Origin of the sequence: Kitasatospora sp. CM 4170 (genome assembly GCF_032110285.1) — a bacterium.
GTDB classification, from domain to species: Bacteria; Actinomycetota; Actinomycetes; order Streptomycetales; family Streptomycetaceae; genus Kitasatospora; species Kitasatospora aburaviensis.
In genome coordinates, this window is record NZ_CP134877.1 from 5396254 (window position 1) to 5415335 (window position 19082).

Annotated in this window: 14 protein-coding genes and 1 tRNA gene; 13 read left to right on the forward strand and 2 right to left on the reverse strand. The window is 73.9% G+C overall.

The window, feature by feature from the left end:
• Positions 1 to 7: 7 nt before the first annotated feature.
• Both RMN57_RS23125 and RMN57_RS23130 read right to left on the reverse strand, forming a co-directional pair.
• On the reverse strand, positions 8 to 1768 hold the full coding sequence (locus RMN57_RS23125) for a penicillin-binding transpeptidase domain-containing protein (RefSeq protein ID WP_313765242.1): 1761 nt from the start codon (positions 1766 to 1768) through the stop codon (positions 8 to 10).
• A gap of 171 nt (positions 1769 to 1939) precedes the next feature.
• A complete protein-coding gene (locus tag RMN57_RS23130; RefSeq protein ID WP_313765243.1) occupies positions 1940 to 3766 on the reverse strand; it encodes a phospholipid carrier-dependent glycosyltransferase in 1827 nt (608 codons plus the stop codon).
• Between the two features lie 115 nt (positions 3767 to 3881).
• On the opposite strand from RMN57_RS23130, the gene rsmI reads away from it, so the two are divergent.
• From rsmI to RMN57_RS23195, 13 genes are all read left to right on the forward strand, one after another.
• Positions 3882 to 4751 (forward strand): 16S rRNA (cytidine(1402)-2'-O)-methyltransferase, encoded by an 870-nt coding sequence (rsmI, locus tag RMN57_RS23135; protein WP_313765244.1) that lies wholly within the window; start codon positions 3882 to 3884, stop codon positions 4749 to 4751.
• Between the two features lie 236 nt (positions 4752 to 4987).
• Positions 4988 to 5428, forward strand: a complete 441-nt coding sequence (locus RMN57_RS23140; RefSeq protein ID WP_313765245.1) for a hypothetical protein — start codon at positions 4988 to 4990, stop codon at positions 5426 to 5428.
• Positions 5429 to 5553: 125 nt separating this feature from the next.
• Positions 5554 to 7176, forward strand: a complete 1623-nt coding sequence (gene metG, locus RMN57_RS23145) for a methionine--tRNA ligase (RefSeq protein WP_313765246.1) — start codon at positions 5554 to 5556, stop codon at positions 7174 to 7176.
• Complete coding sequence (locus tag RMN57_RS23150; RefSeq protein WP_313765247.1) at positions 7176 to 8057, forward strand: TatD family hydrolase; 882 nt, start codon at positions 7176 to 7178, stop codon at positions 8055 to 8057. The genes metG and RMN57_RS23150 overlap by 1 nt, the downstream gene beginning before the upstream one ends.
• Positions 8058 to 8171: 114 nt before the next feature.
• Entirely contained in the window at positions 8172 to 9080 is a 909-nt protein-coding gene (gene rsmA / locus RMN57_RS23155) for a 16S rRNA (adenine(1518)-N(6)/adenine(1519)-N(6))-dimethyltransferase RsmA (RefSeq protein WP_313765248.1), read from the forward strand.
• Positions 9077 to 10003 carry a 4-(cytidine 5'-diphospho)-2-C-methyl-D-erythritol kinase gene (locus tag RMN57_RS23160; protein ID WP_313765249.1) on the forward strand — a complete coding sequence of 309 codons (927 nt, stop codon included), beginning with the start codon at positions 9077 to 9079 and terminating at the stop codon, positions 10001 to 10003. Before rsmA ends, RMN57_RS23160 begins: the two co-directional genes overlap by 4 nt.
• A gap of 265 nt (positions 10004 to 10268) precedes the next feature.
• Positions 10269 to 12089, forward strand: a complete 1821-nt coding sequence (locus RMN57_RS23165; protein WP_313765250.1) for an ABC-F family ATP-binding cassette domain-containing protein — start codon at positions 10269 to 10271, stop codon at positions 12087 to 12089.
• Positions 12090 to 12450: 361 nt separating this feature from the next.
• Positions 12451 to 13026 carry a hypothetical protein gene (locus tag RMN57_RS23170; RefSeq protein ID WP_313765251.1) on the forward strand — a complete coding sequence of 192 codons (576 nt, stop codon included), beginning with the start codon at positions 12451 to 12453 and terminating at the stop codon, positions 13024 to 13026.
• Positions 13027 to 13069: 43 nt separating this feature from the next.
• Positions 13070 to 14698, forward strand: coding sequence for a WXG100 family type VII secretion target (locus RMN57_RS23175; protein WP_313765252.1), 1629 nt, complete (start codon positions 13070 to 13072; stop codon positions 14696 to 14698).
• Positions 14699 to 14880: 182 nt separating this feature from the next.
• Positions 14881 to 16263 carry a type VII secretion-associated serine protease mycosin gene (gene mycP / locus RMN57_RS23180; RefSeq protein WP_313765253.1) on the forward strand — a complete coding sequence of 461 codons (1383 nt, stop codon included), beginning with the start codon at positions 14881 to 14883 and terminating at the stop codon, positions 16261 to 16263.
• 183 nt (positions 16264 to 16446) lie between these two features.
• The gene (locus tag RMN57_RS23185; protein ID WP_313765254.1) at positions 16447 to 17841 is read left to right on the forward strand and encodes an MFS transporter; all 1395 of its coding nucleotides are present in this window, start codon (positions 16447 to 16449) and stop codon (positions 17839 to 17841) included.
• A gap of 283 nt (positions 17842 to 18124) precedes the next feature.
• Positions 18125 to 18197, forward strand: a tRNA-Thr gene (locus RMN57_RS23190).
• Positions 18198 to 18366: 169 nt separating this feature from the next.
• A complete protein-coding gene (locus RMN57_RS23195; protein ID WP_313765255.1) occupies positions 18367 to 19035 on the forward strand; it encodes a LuxR C-terminal-related transcriptional regulator in 669 nt (222 codons plus the stop codon).
• The last annotated feature ends 47 nt before the right edge of the window (positions 19036 to 19082 follow it).

The following is a 19082-nucleotide window of genomic DNA, read 5'->3' on the forward strand; positions in this document are numbered from 1 at the left end:
AGCGGGCTCAGCGGTTGCCGGCGGCCTTGATGACGGCGGCGACGGCCGGGCCGGCCGCGTCGGCGCCGTGGCCGCCGCCCTGGACCTCGGCGGCGAGGGCCAGGTTGCCGCGGTAGGCGGTGAACCAGCTGTTGGTGGTGTCGATGCCGGTGGCCTCCGCCGAGCCGGTCTTGGCGCCCGCGTTGTCGGAGATCCCGGCCATCACGGCCTTGGCGGTGCCGTCCTTGGCGGTGGCCGCCATCATCGCGCGCAGCTTGCCGGCGGCGTCCGGGGAGAGGCTGCGGGCGGCCTTCTGCTGCGGCAGGTCGGCGACCAGGACCGGCTGCTTGAACTCGCCGCTCTGCACCGTGGCGGTGATCGAGGCGATGGCCAGCGGGTTCATCTGGATCTTGCCCTGGCCGATCGACTGCATGGCCTGCTCGTCCTTGTTGGCGCCGGCGTCCGGCACCCGGCCGTCGGCGTTCGGCAGGCCGGTCTTCCACTCCAGGCCGATGCCGTACACGTCCTTGGCGGTGGAGGTCAGCGCGCCCGGCTTGAGGCTGGCCAGGCCCTGGTCGATGAAGGCGGTGTTGCAGGAGATCATGAAGTCCTGCTGCAGCGTGTTGTTCGGGTAGGCGTCCGGGAACGAGTTCGGGATCGCCTTCGGGTTGCTGCTCTTCAGCGGGCAGGGCACCACGGTGTCCGGGTTGACGCCGGCCTCCAGCAGCGCCGTCGAGGTGACGATCTTCATGGTGGAGCCGGGGGCGAGCAGGCCGAGGAAGGCCCGGTTCTGGCCGTTGGCGGGCGCGTTGGCGAAGGCCAGCACCTGGCCGGTGCTCGGCTCGATCGCGACGATCGAGCCGGACTTGCCGCCGAGGTCGGCCATCGCCTTCTCGGCGGCGGCCTGCAGCGTGTTGTCGATCGTCACCTTGAACGGCTTGGCCGGCTTCGGCTCGACGATGGTGAACAGCTTGTCGGTGGCGCCCTTGCCGTCCGCGGTGGTGATCACCACACCGCTGCCGGCGTCGCTCTGGTCCTTGCCGGGGTCGGCCGCCTGGATCTTGCGGACGTTGTCCTGCAGCGTGGCGAGCAGCGTCGGGGTGATCGAGGCGCCCTGCAGCGGCTTGTTGTTGCGGTCGACCACGTTCCCGGGCGGGGCGAAGACCGGCTGGGTGGAGATCACCTCGCCCGGGCCGAGGTGGGGGTGGATCACCGTGGGCGCCCAGTGCACGGCCGGGGTGTCGTCGCTCATCTTCACGACGCTCAGGAAGCCGTTGTAGTCCCAGACCCGGTTGGTGCCCTCGAACTCGGCCCGGGCCTTGAAGCCCATCAGCACGCCGGCCGGCGCCGCCGAGGCGGACGGCGAGGCGGACCCGGTGGCCGCGGACGGCGTCGCGGAGGCCGGGGCGGACGGCTTGGCGGTCGGCGACGGCGTCCCGGTCGCGGAGGCGAAGGCGGCCGGCGCGGCCGGGCCGGACGGCGCGAGGGTCAGCCCGCTCGGCTTGACCTGGTCCTTGAAGGCGGTCAGCGCGGCGGTGGCGGCCGCCGGGTCGTCGGTCAGCCCGGCCGCCTTGCCGAGGTCGCCCGCGGCCCAGGCCTCCAGGAAGTCCTTGGCGCCGGCCGCGGCCTGCTCGGCGGTGGGGGGCTCGGCGACCACCGTCCGGGGCTTCTTCGCCTCCGGCGTGCCGGAGTCCGACCCGCCGACGAGGCTGTACGCCCCGTACCCGCCGCCCGCGAGCACGGCGAGGGACACGCCGGTGATGATGCCGATCTTCGCGCCTTTGCGCATGGTGTTGCTCCCCCAAGGGTCTGGCGACTGGACGCAACCGGAGTGGCCGGATACGCGTTCGGTGCTCAGCCTAGGCAGCCGGTCTCCGCGGGCCGGCGACGCGGCCGGGACTTGTGACGGATCTGGTACGTGCCGAGCACCGCGTCCGCAAGGTTCCCGTGCTCGGGACCGTCAGATCCAGCTGTCGAACCACATCCGCCGGCGCCAGTCCTCCATCGGAATCGTCTCCCCCGTGTACAGGGGGTAGAAGAAGAGGAAGTTCCATACGATCAGCAGGACCAGCAGGCCGGCCGCGGTGGAGCCGATGATCCGGCGGTCCCGGCCGGCACCGGCCGGCCCGATCAGGGCGCCGACCAGCATCGTCACGGCGAGGACCACGAACGGGACGAAGGCCACCGCGTAGAAGAGGAAGATCGTCCGCTGCTGGTAGGCGAACCAGGGCAGGTAGCCGGCGGCCAGGCCGCAGAGCACCGCGCCGGCCCGCCAGTCCCGGCGGGCCGCCCAGCGCCAGAGGCAGTACGCCAGCGCCACCACGCCCGCCCACCAGAGCAGCGGGGTGCCGATGCCCAGCACCTCGCGGGCGCACTCGCTCGCGGTGCAGCCCGCCTGGCCCTGCTTGGGGGACTCGTAGAAGAAGGAGACCGGCCGGCCCAGCACCAGCCAGCTCCACGGGTTCGACTGGTAGGTGTGCGGGTCGCTCAGGTGGGTGTGGAAGTCGTAAACCGTCGAGTGGTAGTGCCACAGGGCCCGCAGGCCCTCGGGTATCCACGGGTAGTCGGTGGACCGGCCGACCGCCCAGTCGCGGCCGTAGCCGCCCCGGCCGGGCAGGTTGCTGCTGGCGAACCAGCCCCACCACGAGGTGACGTACACGACCGCGGAGACCACGACGATCGAGACGAAGGCCGGTACGGCGTCCCGCACCAGCGTCCCCAGGTACGGGCGGCCGGCGCCGGCGAGGCGGCGGGCCCCGGCGTCCCAGAGCACCGTCATGAGGCCGAAGGCGGCCGCCACGTAGAGGCCGCTCCACTTGGTCGCGCAGGTCAGGCCGACGCAGACGCCGGCCGCGATCCGGTACGGGCGCCAGCCCAGGTTGAGCCGCTGGGCCGCCGCGGCGTCCGCGACGCCGCCGAGCCGCTCGGCGATCCGCGCCCGGGTGCGGTCGCGGTCCAGCAGCAGGAAGCCGAAGGCGGCGAGGATCCAGAACATCACCACCAGGTCCAGCAGCGCGGAGCGGCTCAGCACGAAGTGCAGGCCGTCCACCGCGAGCAGCAGCCCGGCCACGCAGCCCAGCAGCGTGCTACGGAAGAGCCGGCGGGCGATCCGGGCCACCATCAGGACGGAGAGGGTGCCGAGCAGCGCCACCGCGAAGCGCCAGCCGAAGGGGTTCATGCCGAACAGCTGCTCGCCCGCGCCGATGATCCACTTGCCGACCGGCGGATGGACCACGTAGCTGGCCTCCGGCCGGTAGGGCACCGCCCCGTCGGCCGCCATGATCTGCTCGTTGGCGCCCTCCGGCCAGCTGATCTCGTAGCCGCCGTGCCAGAGCGCGTAGGCGTCCTTGGCGTAGTACGTCTCGTCGAAGATGATCGCGTCCGGCTGCCCGAGGCCGCTGAACCGGAGCGCCCCGGCGAACAGCGCCACCGCGAGCGGGCCGATCCAGCCAGCCCAGCGGCAGAGCCAGGACCAGAGGCCCTGCGGCACGGGCACGCCGAGCCGCAGCAGCAGCGGGGAGGGGGCGACCCGCGCCGGGGTGACCCGGGGGCCGTCCGGCATCGGCGGCGCCAGCCGCTCGGCGAGCGTGGCGGCGCGCGGTGCGGTGTAGCCGTACCGGGCCAGGCGGTGCAGCCAGGCCGGACGCGGCGCCGGGCCGTCGGCGCCGGCGGCGCGCGGGCCCGGGACCGCGGGGGACGGCTGGTCCGTCAGGACCGGCACGCCGACGCCGCCCTGCGCGGGGTGGTCTGTACCCGTGGGCGTCTGCGCCGCCGTGTCGCCGTTCATCCGCCACATCGTAGGGGCGTGTCCGGGAGGGAGGACGGCTCCCTCCGAAGCTGCCCGAATCGTCACCAAAAGCACCCGGACCCGCCAGGCCGCCGATGCTGGGAGGATGGGGCGCGTGACAGGAGTACTCGTTCTCGCAGGCACCCCCATCGGCGACGTCTCGGACGCCCCGCCCCGGCTGCTCACCGAGCTGGCCACCGCGGACGTGATCGCGGCCGAGGACACCCGGCGGCTGCGCCGGCTCACCCAGGCGCTCGGGGTCACCCCGGCCGGGCGGGTGGTCTCCTACTTCGAGGGCAACGAGGTGGGCCGCACCCCCGAGCTGGTCGAGGCGCTGCTCGGCGGCGCCCGGGTGCTGCTGGTGACGGACGCCGGGATGCCCTCCGTCTCCGACCCCGGCTACCGGCTGGTGGCCGCGGCGGTGGCCGCCGACGTCAAGGTCACCGCGGTGCCCGGGCCGTCCGCCGTGCTCACCGCGCTGGCGCTGTCCGGCCTGCCGGTCGACCGCTTCACCTTCGAGGGCTTCCTGCCGCGCAAGACCGGGGACCGGGCGCGCCAGCTCGCCTCGATCGCCGCCGAGCCGCGCACGATGGTGTTCTTCGAGGCTCCGCACCGGATCGCCGAGGCGCTGGCCGCGATGGCCGGGGCCTTCGGCGCCGACCGCCCCGCCGCCGTCTGCCGCGAGCTGACCAAGACCTACGAGGAGGTCAGGCGCGGCCCGCTCGGCGAGCTGGCGGCCTGGGCGGCCGAGGGCGTCAAGGGCGAGATCACCGTGGTGGTCGCCGGCGCCCCGCCGGCCGCCCCGCAGGAGCTGACCCCGGCCGAGCTGGCCCGCCTGGTGGCCGTCCGGGAGGAGGCCGGCGAGCGGCGCAAGGAGGCCATCGCGGCCGTCGCGGCCGAGCTGTCGGTGCCCAAGCGGGAGGTCTTCGACGCGGTGGTCGCGGCCAAGAACGCGGACCGCGGGGAGGCCGGCGCCAAGCCGTGAAATCCGGGGGTGCCGGTCCCGGTGCGGACGCGTACCTTGGAGGGAAGGCCCCTGGTAAACACCCGTCGAGCTGAAGTTTCGGTCGCGATTTCGGGACAGGACCCACCCTTTCGTATAGGGATTCCCAACCCGCTTCCAAGTCTTCACAAGACGGGCATCGGCCGGGGCGTTCCGGGCATTCCCTGGATGGGAAAGACCCAGCCGGGCGAGGGCCCGGCGGGCGCTGGGAGACGGCTATGAGTGAGACGATCGGTAGCCCCCGCGGTGGCAATGCGCTGAGCGACCCCGGCCTGACCGGCCGGCCGCACACTCCCGTCGAGACCGTCCGGGAGGCGTACTCCTTCGCCTGCCTGAGCTGCGGGTACGGCTGGGAGCAGACGTACGACATCGAGCACAAGGTGGGCCGAGACGGGCACGTCGTGTTCGAGTACCGCGCCAACGGCGTCCGGGTGCCGTCCCCGCTGCTCAAGCCGACCTGCCCGGGCTGCGGCGGGCACACCGTCCGGATCATGCGCGAGGGCCGGGTCGCGGAGGCGGACCACCTCTGGCACCACGCCCCCGGGTACTCGGGGTACGCCGAGCCCGCCGGGGCCGCTCCCGCCCCGGCCACGACGACGGCCGAGCCGGCCAGACCGCGCGGACGCTGGGCCCGGTTCTGGTCGCGGCTGACCGGCTGACCGCCGCCCCGCCGCCCCGCCGCCGCCCCCGCGGCGGCGGGGCGGCGGCCGGACCGGCGGTGCCGGGCCGCCACCCCGGGTGATCGGTCGAGGGCGGCCCCCGCACCCGATTAAGCTTGCCGACCATGGCGGCCACTGCAGAGCACAGCACCACCGGGAGCACCACCCCGGCGTACTACGTTTCCACCCCGATCTACTACGTCAACGATCGCCCGCACCTGGGCCACGCCTACACCACGGTGGCCGGCGACGTGCTGACCCGCTGGCACCGCCAGCGCGGTGAGAAGGTCTGGTTCCTGACCGGCACCGACGAGCACGGCCAGAAGATCCTGCGCACCGCCGAGGCCAACGGCGTCAGCCCGCAGGAGTGGTGCGACAAGCTGGTCGAGGAGGAGTGGAAGCCGCTCTGGCAGCACCTGGAGATCGCCAACGACGACTTCATCCGCACCACCCAGGAGCGGCACACCGCCCGGGTGCAGGAGTTCGTCCAGGACCTCTACGACAAGGGCGAGATCTACAAGGGCGGCTACTCCGGCCCGTACTGCGTCGGCTGCGAGGAGTACAAGCTCCCGGCCGAGCTGCTGGACGGCGCCACCGAGGGCGAGAAGCTCTGCGCGGTGCACAAGCGGCCGGTCGAGTGGCTGGAGGAGGAGAACTACTTCTTCCGCCTCTCCGCGTACGGCCCGAAGCTGCTGGAGTTCTACGCCGCCAACCCCGACTTCATCCAGCCCGCCTCGGCCCGCAACGAGGTGCTGCGCTTCGTCGAGCAGGACCTCAAGGACCTCTCGATCTCCCGCTCCACCTTCAACTGGGGCGTGCCGCTGCCCTGGGACGAGAAGCACGTCCTGTACGTGTGGGTGGACGCCCTGCAGAACTACATCACCGCGGCCGGCTACGGCACCGACCCGGAGCGCTTCGCCGAGCTCTGGCCCGCCTCCGTCCACCTGGTCGGCAAGGACATCCTGCGCTTCCACGCGGTGATCTGGCCCGCGATGCTGATGGCCGCCGGGCTGCCGCTGCCCAAGCGGGTCGTGGCCAACGGCTGGCTGATGGTCGGCGGCGAGAAGATGTCCAAGTCCAACCTGACCGGCATCGCCCCGACCGACCTCACCTCGCACTTCGGCGTGGACGCCTACCGCTACTACTTCCTGCGCGCGATCCCGTTCGGCACCGACGGCTCGTTCTCCTGGGAGGACTTCTCCGCCCGGTACACCTCCGAGCTGGCCAACGACTTCGGCAACCTCGCCTCGCGGGTCGCGGCCATGGTCGGCAAGTACTTCGACGGCGTGCTGCCCGCCGCCACCGCCGCGGGCGCGCCCGAGCAGGCGGTCGCCGACGGCCTGACCGCCGCCGTCGCGGCCGCCGACCGGAAGATCGGCGAGGAGCTGGACTTCGCCGGCGGCATCGCCGCGGTCTTCGACTTCGTCAAGCAGGTCAACGGCTACCTCACCGAGCAGGAGCCGTGGAAGGTCGCCAAGGACGACTCGGAGGAGGGCCGGGCGCGCCTGGCCACCATCCTCTACACCGCCGCCGAGGCGCTGCGGGCGACCGCCGTCCTGCTCAACCCGGTGATGCCGGCCACCGCCGAGAAGCTCTGGGCCTCGCTGGGCGCCGACGCGGCCGGGCTCGGCGCGCTGTCCGCGCAGACCGTGGCCACCGCGGCGGACTGGGGCCGGCTGCCCGCCGGCGCCACCGTCACCAAGGGCGAGATCCTGTTCCCCCGCCTGGAAGAGAAGCCGGCCGCCTGATGCCGAAGAAGACGGACGACGACCGGTCGACGCCGCCGCCGCTGCCCGCGCCGCTGGCGGTGGCGGTGGCCGACTCGCACACCCACCTGGACATGCAGTCCGGCACCCCGGAGGAGGGCCTGGCCCGCGCCGCCTCCGTCGGTGTGACCGCCGTCGTCCAGGTCGGCTGCGACGTGCCCGGCTCCCGCTGGGCCGCCGAACTGGCGGCCCGGTTCGAGCAGGTGCACGCGGCCGTCGCCCTGCACCCCAACGAGGCGCCGCGGATCTTCCTCGGCGACCCCGACGGATGGTCCGGGCAGCAGCGCCCGGCCGGCGGGCAGGCCGCGCTCGACGCGGCGCTCGCCGAGATCGACGCGCTCGCCGCACTGCCGCAGGTGGTCGCGGTCGGCGAGACCGGCCTGGACTACTTCCGGACCGGCCCGGAGGGCGTGGAGATCCAGAAGGAGTCGTTCCGCCGCCACATCGAGATGGCCAAGCGGCACGACAAGGCCCTGGTGATCCACGACCGGGACGCCCACGAGGACGTCATCGCCGTCCTGCTGGAGGAGGGCGCCCCCGAGCGGACCGTCTTCCACTGCTACTCCGGCGACGCCGAGATGGCCAAGGTCTGCGCCGAGCACGGCTGGTACCTCTCGTTCGCCGGCCCGGTCACCTTCCGGGCCAACCAGCCGCTGCGCGACGCCCTCGCCGCCACCCCGCTGGACCGCGTCCTGGTCGAGACCGACGCGCCGTTCCTCACCCCGCACCCGTACCGCGGCCGCCCGAACGCGCCCTACCTGATCCCGGTCACGGTGCGTTCGATGGCCGAGACCCTCGGGCTGCACGAGGACGAGCTGTCGGCGGCCATCGCGGCGAACACGGCCCGGGCGTTCGGATACTGAGCCGGCCGCCGCGCGCAGGACGTTCCCCCGGGCCGGGCGGGAACGGTCCGGCGGAGACCGGCCGCGCGGCGGCCGTCGAACGGCGAGGGACCGCCGCGCCCGTATCCTTGGCGCGTGAGCACCACCGATCCCACCCCTGACAGCCGCCCCCAGCCTCCGGCCGGGGGGACCCCCTTGCTGGGCAGCGCGGACATCCGGGCACTGGCGGACGCGTTCGGCGTGAAGCCGACCAAGCAGCGCGGGCAGAACTTCGTCATCGACGGCAACACCGTGCGGCGGATCGTCCGCGCGGGCGGGGTGACCGGCGAGGACGCCGTGGTGGAGGTCGGGCCGGGGCTCGGCTCGCTCACCCTGGCGCTGCTGGAGGTCGCCGAGCACGTCACGGCCGTCGAGATCGACCCGGTGCTGGCCCGCCACCTGCCGGACACCGTCGCCGCCCGGATGCCGGAGAAGGCGGACGCCTTCGACCTGGTGTTCAGCGACGCCATGGAGGTCACCGAGCTGCCCGGGCCGGCGCCGACCGCGCTGGTCGCCAACCTCCCCTACAACGTGGCCGTCCCGGTGCTGCTGCACATGCTGGCGACCTTCCCCAGCATCGAGCGCACCCTGGTGATGGTGCAGAGCGAGGTCGCCGACCGGCTCGCCGCCAAGCCCGGCAACAAGGTGTACGGCGTCCCGTCGGTCAAGGCCAACTGGTACGCGGACGTGAAGCGGGCCGGCGCGATCGGCCGCAACGTCTTCTGGCCCGCCCCGAACGTCGACTCCGGCCTGGTCTCGCTGATCCGCCGGGAGCCGCCGAAGACCACCGCCACCCGCGAGGAGGTGTTCGCGGTCGTGGACGCCGCGTTCGCCCAGCGCCGCAAGACCCTGCGGGCCGCCCTGGCCGGCTGGGCCGGCTCCCCGGCCGGGGCCGAGCAGGCGCTCGCCGCCGCCGGCATCGACCACAAGCTGCGCGGCGAGATGCTGACCGTCGAGCAGTTCGCCGCCATCGCCGAGCACAAGCCAGCGAAGGACTCCGAGTGAGCGTCACCGTCCGCGTCCCCGCCAAGGTCAACGTCCAGCTGGGCGTCGGCGGCCTGCGCGCCGACGGCTTCCACGACCTGGCCAACGTGTTCTTCGCGGTCGCCCTCGGCGACGAGGTCACCGCGACCGCCGGCACCGGGGTCACCCTGAGCTGCTCGGGGCCGGACGCCGCCGTCGTCCCGCTCGACGACAGCAACCTCGCCGCCCGCGCCGCCCGGCTGCTCGCCGCCCACCACGGCATCGCCGACCCGGGCGTCCACCTGCACATCGCCAAGGCCATCCCGGTCGCCGGCGGCATGGCCGGCGGCAGCGCCGACGGCGCGGCGGCCCTGGTGGCCTGCGACGCGCTGTGGGGGCTCGGCACCCCGCTCGACACCCTGCTGGAGCTGGCCGCCGAGCTCGGCTCCGACGTGCCGTTCGCGCTGGTCGGCGGCGTCGCCCTGGGCCGCGGCCGGGGCGAGATCCTGGAGGCCCTGCCGGTCGGCGGGACCTTCCACTGGGTCTTCGCCGTCGCCGACGGCGGGCTCTCCACCCCGGCCGTCTTCCGCGAGTGCGACCGCCTCCGCGACGAGGCCGGCACCGGCTTCGGCGACACCGACGTCGCCACCCCCGACGCCGACCCGGCGCTGCTCGCGGCCCTCGCCGACGGCGACGTCGTCGCCCTGGCCGGCGCGCTCGCCAACGACCTCCAGCCGGCCGCCCTCTCGCTGCGGCCCGCGCTCGCCGACACCCTGCGGGCGGGCACCGAGGCCGGTGCGCTCGGCGCCCTGGTCTCCGGCTCGGGACCGACCTGCGCCTTCCTGGCCAAGGACGCCGACGCGGCCGCGGCGGTCGCCGCGGCGCTGCGGGCGTCCGGCACCTGCCGGGCGGCGCACGCCACGTACGGGCCGGTGCCCGGCGCGGCGGTGTCGGCGCGCGGCTGACCCGCCGCCCCCGGGAGAGCCGGGCCGAGGCTGACGCGGGGTCGAGGGCGGCTCAGGGCCGAGGTGGCGCCGACGCGGGGCCGAGGAGGGCCCGACGCGGGGCCGGGGCGGGGCCGAGGTGGCGCCGACGCGTGGTCGGGACGCGGCCGGGGCGGGATGCTGCCCGGCCGGGGACGGCCGACCGGCCCCCGGGCGGCCGACTAGGCTGGGGAGGATCGCGGCTCCCTCCGAGCCCCGAGCCCGTCGAACCAGGAGCGCAGCACACGTGGCCGTCAACCTCGCCACCATCGAGTCCGTCACGAAGGTCTACGGCACCCGGGCCCTCCTCGACGGGGTCAGCCTCGGCGTCAGTGAGGGGGACCGGATCGGCGTCGTCGGACGCAACGGCGACGGCAAGACCACCCTGATCCGGATGCTCGCCAAGCTGGAGGAGCCGGACAGCGGCCGGATCACCTGGTCCGGCGGCCTGCAGCTGGCCGTCCTCACCCAGCACGACTCGCTCGACCCGAAGGCCACCATCCGGCACGAGGTCATCGCCGACCGCGCCGACCACGAGTGGCTCGGCGACGCCCGGATCCGCGACATCATCGAGGGCCTCTTCGGCGGCCTCGACCTGCCCGGCTTCGCCGACGGCCTGGACACCGTCATCGGCCCGCTCTCCGGTGGCGAGCGCCGCCGGATCGCCCTCGCCAAGCTGCTGCTCGGCTCGCCCGACCTGATCGTCCTGGACGAGCCCACCAACCACCTCGACGTCGAGGGCATCGCCTGGCTCGCCAAGCACCTGCAGGGCCGCCGCTCCGGCCTCGTCTGCGTCACCCACGACCGCTGGTTCCTCGACCAGGTCTGCACCCGGATGTGGGACGTCCAGCACGGCACGGTGCACGAGTACGAGGGCGGCTACTCCGACTACGTCTTCGCCCGTGCCGAGCGCTCCCGGATCGAGGCCGTCGAGGAGCAGAAGCGCCAGAACCTCGCCCGCAAGGAGCTCGCCTGGCTGCGCCGCGGCGCCCCCGCCCGGACCTCCAAGCCGCGCTACCGGATCGAGGCGGCCAACGCCCTGATCGCCGACGTGCCGGACCCGCGGGACAAGAGCGAGCTGATGAAGTTCGCCAACGCCCGGCTCGGACGGACCGTCTTCGACCTGGAGAACGTGACCGTCACGGCCGGCCCCAAGCTGCTGCTGGAGAACCTGACCTGGCAGCTCGGCCCCGGCGACCGGATCGGCCTGCTCGGCGTCAACGGCGCCGGCAAGACCTCGCTGCTGCGCGCCCTGCGCGACGCCTACGCCTCCGAGGGCGACGTGCAGCCCGCCTCCGGCGTCATCAAGGTCGGCAAGACGGTGCGGCTGGCGTACCTCTCGCAGGAGGTCGCCGAGCTGGAGCCGGCCACCCGCGTGCTGCAGGCGGTCGAGCAGGTGCGCTCGCGGGTCGACCTCGGCAAGGGCCGGGAGATGAGCGCGGGCCAGCTCTGCGAGCAGTTCGGCTTCGGCAAGGACAAGCAGTGGACCCCGGTCGGCGACCTGTCGGGCGGTGAGCGCCGCCGGCTCCAGCTGCTCCGGCTGCTGATGGACGAGCCCAACGTCCTGTTCCTGGACGAGCCCACCAACGACCTCGACATCGAGACGCTCAACCAGCTGGAGGACCTGCTCGACGGCTGGCCCGGCTCGATGATCGTGATCAGCCACGACCGCTTCTTCATCGAGCGGACCACGGACGTGGTGCACGCGCTGCTCGGCGACAAGCGGATGCGGATGCTGCCGAACGGCATCGACGAGTACCTGGAGCGGCGCGCCCGGATGGCGGCGACCGCGTCCGCCGCCGCGTCCGCCTCCGCTCCGGCACCGGCCGCGGAGGCCGGGGCGCCCGCGCTGTCGGCCGGCGACGTGCGCGCGGCGAAGAAGGAGATGCAGAAGCTGGAGCGCCAGATCGCCAAGCTGGACGAGAAGGAGTCCAAGCTGCACACCCAACTGGCCGAGCACGCCGCCGACTTCTCCAAGGTCGCGGAGCTGGACGCGCAGCTGCGCACCGTCCGGGACGAGAAGGAGGAGCTGGAGATGAGCTGGCTGGAGCTGGCCGAGCAGGTCTGAGTCCGTTTCGGCGCCGAGCCGAGCCGAGCCGTGCGGCGGGCCTCGGGCCCGGGCGCACGGCTTCGGCGCGTACCCGGGGGCGGGGTGGAGGCGAGCGGGGGGTGGGGCGGTACGGCCCGGGCGACGTACGGGTTTTGGGCGCAGGACGCGAGTTGTACGTGTCAAGTTCGTACCGATCGCGCTCAGTCGTGCCATGGGCCCTGCCGGTCCGACGGAGGCGGTGGCTACGATGACAGCGGTGCCTGTCGTCCCCTCGGGTGGGGCGGTGCACCGGTAGGACTGTAGGACCGAGAAGTTGACGGTGTGTTGCGGGGCGCGGGGGCTTGGAAGCCGCCCGCGCACGGGGGAGAGGTGGATCGCGGTGGCAGACGCGCCTGCAGGCGACGGTACGAGCACGACGAACGGCGCGGCGACGCCGCCCCTGGACGACAAGCCGTTCTCGCTCGGACACGGCAACCACGGTGGCTGGTTCGGCGCCGTGTTCGGTGTTGCCGACAAGATGGTCCGTTCCGCGGAGACCAACACCAGCGCGGCCGCGCTGGTGTCCGCGTTCGGCGGCAAGAACGTCCAGGTCGAGCTGGACACGCTGACCGCCTTCACGAAGAAGGTCAAGGCGCTGCTCGACTCGATGGAGGGCTCGGACGCCGCGCAGGCGAAGCTGCAGGAGCAGCGGCTGCACGGGGACAACTTCGGCAAGGACTTCTCCCAGTCCACCGATGTGTCGTCGGCCTACCAGCGGACCCACAACGAGCTGGTGAGCATGCACCAGACCTTCGTCAAGCAGATCGAGGCCATGCAGGCGGCGGTCTCGAAGGCGGCGGCGAACTACGCGGGCAACGAGGAGCACACGACCGCCGCCCATCAGGCCGTGGCGAAGAACAGCGGCTTCGGCGGGTCGCCGAGCGGCGGCGCGGGCACGCAGGCCGGTGGGCTGTGACGGTGGCACGACGCGACACTTCGACTGACACGGGGAGCATGTGATGGCAGGCGGGACGAACTTCGAGGCCAAGAACCACGAACAGCTCAGGGCCATGGTCGCCAGCACCGACCCGAGCAAGGTGCTGAGCCGGGGCAGCCAGCTGAAGTCGGCCGGCGAGGTACTGAAGGAGCTCAGCGCGGCCCTCAAGTCCCACGTCGACCAGATCAACTGGGAGGGGCCGTCGGCCGAGGCCTTCAAGGCGTGGGCCGGGAACTTCCACAAGTCGGGTGCGGCGCTGGCCGAGTACTCGATCGGCGTCGGCGACGCGATCCACCAGGCCGGTGAGGCGCTGAGCACCGCGAAGACCGCGGTGCCCGAGCTGCCCAAGACGGAGATCGCCACCGTCAGCAAGCACAAGAACCAGTCGGTCCCGTACCTGCCCTCCGACTTCGAGGCCAAGTACGGGGTCGGCTCCACCGTCGACTCGGTCATGAAGCAGGCCAATCCCAACTGGGTGACGGCATCCGAGGCGGCGGCGGCGCAGAAGAAGGTCGAGCTGGAGCACCAGGAAGCCATCAACCAGATGGTGAAGCTCGGGCAGGCCTACGACGCCGTGGCGACGAAGCTGAACGCGCTGGAGACGCCGGCGGAGCTGAAGCCGCCGGGGGAGACCCAGCGCAACGACATCCAGCACATCGGCGACAGCGGTGGCGGTGGTGGCACGGGCTCCGGCGGCACGGTCCGCACCCCGCGCGGTGGGGGCGGTGGTGGTGGCGGCAGCTACAGCCCGCCCGGAAACCACGATGGCGGCGGCTCGGTGACGCCCCGTCCGCACACCCCGGGCCCCGACGGCCCGAACCAGCCGGGACGGATCGACCCGATCCCGCCGCACAACGGGCCGACCCCGCTGCCGCCCACCCCGTCGCCCGGGCCGGCCCCGGTGCCGGTCATTCCGGACCGGCCCGGCACCGATCTCAACAGCCTGCCGCCCCTCACGACCCTGCCCAACCAGACCGGTCCGATCGGCCCGGGCGTCCCGGGCAGCCTGCCGCCGGGCTACCCCGGCGGGCAGCAGCCGGGCTACCCGAACGGCCCCGGCGGCGGTCCGGCCTTCCCGGGCACCGGGCCGCTCCCGTTCGGCCCCAGCGGCGGCTCCGTCCCGCTCAAGGGCACGTCGACGGGTCGGACGAGCACCTTCGGCGGCGGCAACCTGCCGTCGAAGAACGGCACACCGGGAACCCCGGGTGGTGGCGGGCCGGTCTTCGGCCAGCGCGAGGCCCAGGCCGGCCAGGGCGGCCGGAGCACGGCGGGTGGCGGCGGCATGGGCGGCGGCATGCACCCGGGCGGTGCCGGCGGCCACGGCGGTGGTGCCTCCGGCGGCAGCGCGCGCGGTCGCGGGCTGACCTCCTTCGGCGGCGGCACGGTCGGCGGACGCACCGGTCCCAAGGCGGGTGGCGAGTTCACCCCCGGTGGCACGGGTCTGCGGAACCGCTCGGCCGCGGGTGCGGGCGGTGCGGGCGCCGAGGGCGGGGCGCGCTCCGGCCAGAACGGGATGATGGGCGCCCCCGGCACGTCCGGTGGGCCTGGCAAGAACGAGCGTGACCGCCGCAAGCGGGCCGACTACCTGCACGAGGACGAGGAGACCTGGACCAGCGGTACGCCGCGGAGCAACCCGGACGTGATTGAGTAGGTAGTGACGACTGCCCGGCCACTGGGCTCATCCCGGTGGCCGGGCAGGCCTGTCCGGGGGCTGCGGCCCCCGGCCGACGGGGAGACTGACGAGGAGCGTTGATGCGGCGAACTGACATGGGGAGGCGCGGTCGCGGGTTCGCTGCGGCACTCTTGGCCGCCGGTGTGGTCGCGGGGCCGGCCGTGGCGCCGGCGGCTGCGGCGGACTCGATCCGCGCGCAGCAGTGGCACCTGGACGCGATGCACGCGCCGGAGATGTGGAAGACCACCAAGGGCCAGGGCGTCACGGTCGCGGTGGTCGACGGCGGCTTCCAGCTAGACCACCCGGATCTGGTGGGTCAGTTCCTGCCGGGCAAGGACTTCAGCGGCCTGCCCGGTGGTGTCGGTGAGCCAGTCAACGAGCACGGCACCGCGATGGCCAGCCTCATCGCCGGATCCGGCAAGGGCAGGGACGGCAACGGCGCGTACGGCCTCGCTCCCGGTGCCAAGATCCTCCCGCTGAAGATCAAGACAGGGGCCAAGGGGAACGCGGTCAGCTCGGCCGAGTTCTTCGACCAGATCAGCCAGGCCGTCACCTATGCCACTGACCAGGGCGCCAAGGTCATCAGCATCTCGCAGGGCATGGACGCGACCTACGCGTCCTCCGACGATGTGGCCAAGGCGAACAACGCCATTGCCCAGGCGAGGTCGAAGGGCGCGCTGGTGGTCGCCAGCGTGGGCAACTCCGGACAGTCCGGAAACCAGGTCGAGTACCCCGGGGCGCTTCCGTACGTCGTCGGCGTCGGCGCGGTCGACCAGAACAGTACGACCACCGCCGAGTCGGAGCGGGGGCCCCAGGTCGACCTCGTGGCGCCGGGAGCCGACATGATCGACGCCTGTCCGGGCGGGTCCGGCTACTGCAAGAGCCACGGCACCTCGGACGCCACGGCGATCACCTCCGCGTCGGCGGCGCTGGTCTGGTCGGTGCACAAGGACTGGACCGCCAACCAGGTCCTGCGGGTGCTCATGAACACGGCCGGGAAGCCGGTCGACGGGTCGGCCCGCACCGATGCCGTCGGCTACGGCACCGTCCGCCCCCGGATCGCCCTGACGACTCCGGGCGACCCCGGGCCGGCGGACGTCTACCCGATCCAGGAGAAGGCGGCCGAGCCCCCGGCCGCCTCCGCGCCGGCCACGGCGTCCTCGCCGTCGGCCTCGCCGCAGTCGACCGCGCCCTCGGCCGCCGGGAGCCCGGCGCCGGGTGGCGACGGCACCCCGGTGGGCACGCCCGCGGCGCAGCCCAAGGCCGACGCGGCGTCCGACTCCGACAGCGTGGTGCCGGTCGTGGCGGCGGTGGCCGGCGGGCTGGTGCTGGTCGCGGTCGTGGTGTTCCTCGTACTGCGCCGGCGCGGCACGGCGTCGGCGGCCGCCCCGGCCGCCCCGGCCGCGGCCCAGCCCGGTCCGGCCGCGCCGCCGGTGCCCCCGGCCCCGGTCGGGTACCCGCCGCAGCAGGGCGGGCCGGCGACGTCCCCGCCGCCCGCGTACGGTCCGCCGTCCCCGCCGAGCGACAACCCCTACGCGCGGTAGGTCGGGGGAAGGCTCCACCTGCCCGGCCGTCGGGAGTCGATCCCGCGGCCGGGCAGTCGCGTTTCCGGGTGTGAGCACCGTGGCGCGGGGAGCGCACAGCCAGGGCGGGCGGGCGTGGATGTGCGCGGGCTTCACCCGGGTGGGCGCTGTCGCGGGGGGTGAGCCGGTCGCCAGGGTGTCGGTATGGATACGCAGGACGCCCGGCGGGCGGCGCAGTTGCGGAGGGCCGCGGCGGCGGCCCTGATCGGCACGGCGATCGAGTTCTACGACTTCTTTCTGTACGGAACGGCGGCAGCGCTCGTCTTCGGGCCGGTGTTCTTCCCCGAACTGGGCACGGTCGGTGCGCTGTTGGCGGCGTTCTCGGTGTACGCGGTGGCGTTCCTGGCGCGGCCGGTCGGCGCGGTGGTGTTCGGGCACTTCGGGGACCGGCTGGGGCGGAAGGCGACGCTGGTGGTGTCGCTGCTGCTGATGGGGCTGTCGACGGCGGCGGTCGGGCTGCTGCCGGGGTACGGGGCGTGGGGGTGGTGGTCGCCCGTCCTGCTGGTGGTGCTGAGGGTCTGCCAGGGTGTCGGCCTGGGCGGGGAGTGGGGCGGCGCGGCGCTGCTGATCGCGGAGAACGCGCCGGCTGCGCGGCGCGGCCGCTACGGGGCGTACCTGCAGCTCGGGCCGACCACCGGTTTCGTGCTCGCCAACGGGGTGTTCCTGGTGCTGCGGCTGACCCTGGACGAGGGGGCGTTCCACGCCTGGGGCTGGCGGGTGCCGTTCCTGGCCTCGCTGGGGCTGGTGGCGGTGGGGCTCTTCGTCCGGCTGCGGCTGGAGGAGACGCCGCTCTTCCAGGCCGCCAAGGCCCAGGCCCGGTCCGGGGCCGAGGTCGGGGCCGGGGAGGACGAGTCGGGGCGGGCGGGCGCCGTACCGGTGCTGGAGGTGCTGCGCGGGCACTGGCGGACGGTGCTGGTCGGCTGCGGCGCGATCACCGTGGGCTACGCGCTGTTCTACGTGACCACCACCTATGCGCTGGCCTACGCGACGACCGGGCTGGGGGTGTCGAGCACGGTGGTGCTGTCGATGCTGCTGCTGGGCGCGGTGGGGAAGGGCGCGACGGTCTGGGTGAGCGCGCGGCGCAGTGACGGCTGGGGCCGGCGGCGGACGCTGCAGGGGGCCACGGTGCTGGCGGTGCTCTGGTCGCCGGTGCTGTTCCCGCTGCTGGAGACGGTGCGCCGGCCGCTGATGTTCCTGGCCCTGGCGGGCGCCCTGGTGGTGCTCGGGTGCCTGCTCGGACCGGTGGCGGCCTACCTGCCGGAGTTGTTCCCGACCCGGGTGCGGTACACGGGTGCCGCGCTGACGTACAACCTGGGCGGGGTGGTCGGCGGTGCGACCACCCCGCTGGTCGCGACCCGGCTCACCGAGGCGTACGGGACGGCGGTGCCGGTCGGCTGGTACCTGGTGGTGCTGGGCGTGGTGGCGCTGGCCTGCCTGCGGCTGCTGCCGGAGACCAGCGGCGCGGACCTCGCGCAGGCGGGGGCCGCGGACGCCGGACACCGCCGGACGCCCGTGCTGGGGGCCGATCCGGCGGCGTAGCGCGCGAGCGGGTGGCGTCAGGCGGCCAGGGCGGCGCGGCCGGCGAGCAGGACGGCGGTGTGCCGGGTGGCCCGCTCGCCGAGGTGCTCGGCGGTGGCGATGTCGGCCTTGTGCGCGGTGTCGGTGCCGCCGTCGGCGCGGGTGGAGGCACCCGGGCGACTGAGCGGCGGCGGGCCGGCCGTCGTCGGCGACCTCCGGGCCGATTTCCCTTCCCGGTCGTCGGCCGTGTAATGTCTTCCTTGTTCGAGCGAGCGAGTGAGCGAGCGAGAACACCAGGGAACAAGCCCCTATAGCTCAGTCGGTAGAGCGTCTCCATGGTAAGGAGAAGGTCTGCGGTTCGATTCCGCATGGGGGCTCAAGTGAAAGACCCTCGCCCAACGGCGAGGGTCTTTTTCGTGTTCCGCTCAGTGCGCCGCTCCGGAGGCGGCCTAGCGGGTCGGGCACGGAATGCGCTGTGATGGTGCGTCACCGGCCGCCTGCCCCACCGGGTACGGGTGCGGGCCGGACCCCGACCGGGAGGGTGTCATGGGCGTTCGACTCGTGGTGGTCGACGACCACCGGCTGCTCGCCGAGGCCCTGGCCGCCGCGCTCCAGCTGCGCGGCCACCGGGTGCTCGCGGTCGGCTCGCCGGCCGGCGCCGCCGCCGACCTGGTGGCCGGGCGCCGTCCGGAGGTGTGCCTGCTCGGGGTCGCGGCGCCGGCGGATCCGGGGGCGTTCGACGGGGTGCGCCGGATCCGGCGGGAGCGCCCCGAGGTGGCCGTCATCGTGCTCGGACCGGTCGGTGAACTGCGCGGCGTGGCGGGCGCGTTCGCGGCGGGGGCGGCGGGATACGTCCCCAGCGACGAGCGGATCGAGGTGGTCGAGCGGGCCATCGCGAGGGCGCGGGCGGGCGAGGCGGCGGTCGCGGCGGAGGTGCTGCGCGGCGCGTTCGACCAACTGCTGAGCCCGGCACCCGAGTCGGACGACGAGGCCGTCCGCCTGCTGCGGCTGCTGACCCGCCGTGAGGTCGAGGTGCTGGCCCGGATCGCGGAGGGCGAGGACACCGCGGCGATCGCGGCCGGGATGCGGATCGCGGCCAGTACGGCCCGGACGCACGTCCAGCGGGTGCTGATGAAGCTCGGGGCGCGCACCCGGCTGGAGGCGGCGGCGGTGGCCGCCCGGACCGGACTGCTGGACCGGGTGGCCCGCGACTGAGGACCGGCCGCGGAGCGCCGGCCGCCGCGCGCCGGCCGTGGAGCACG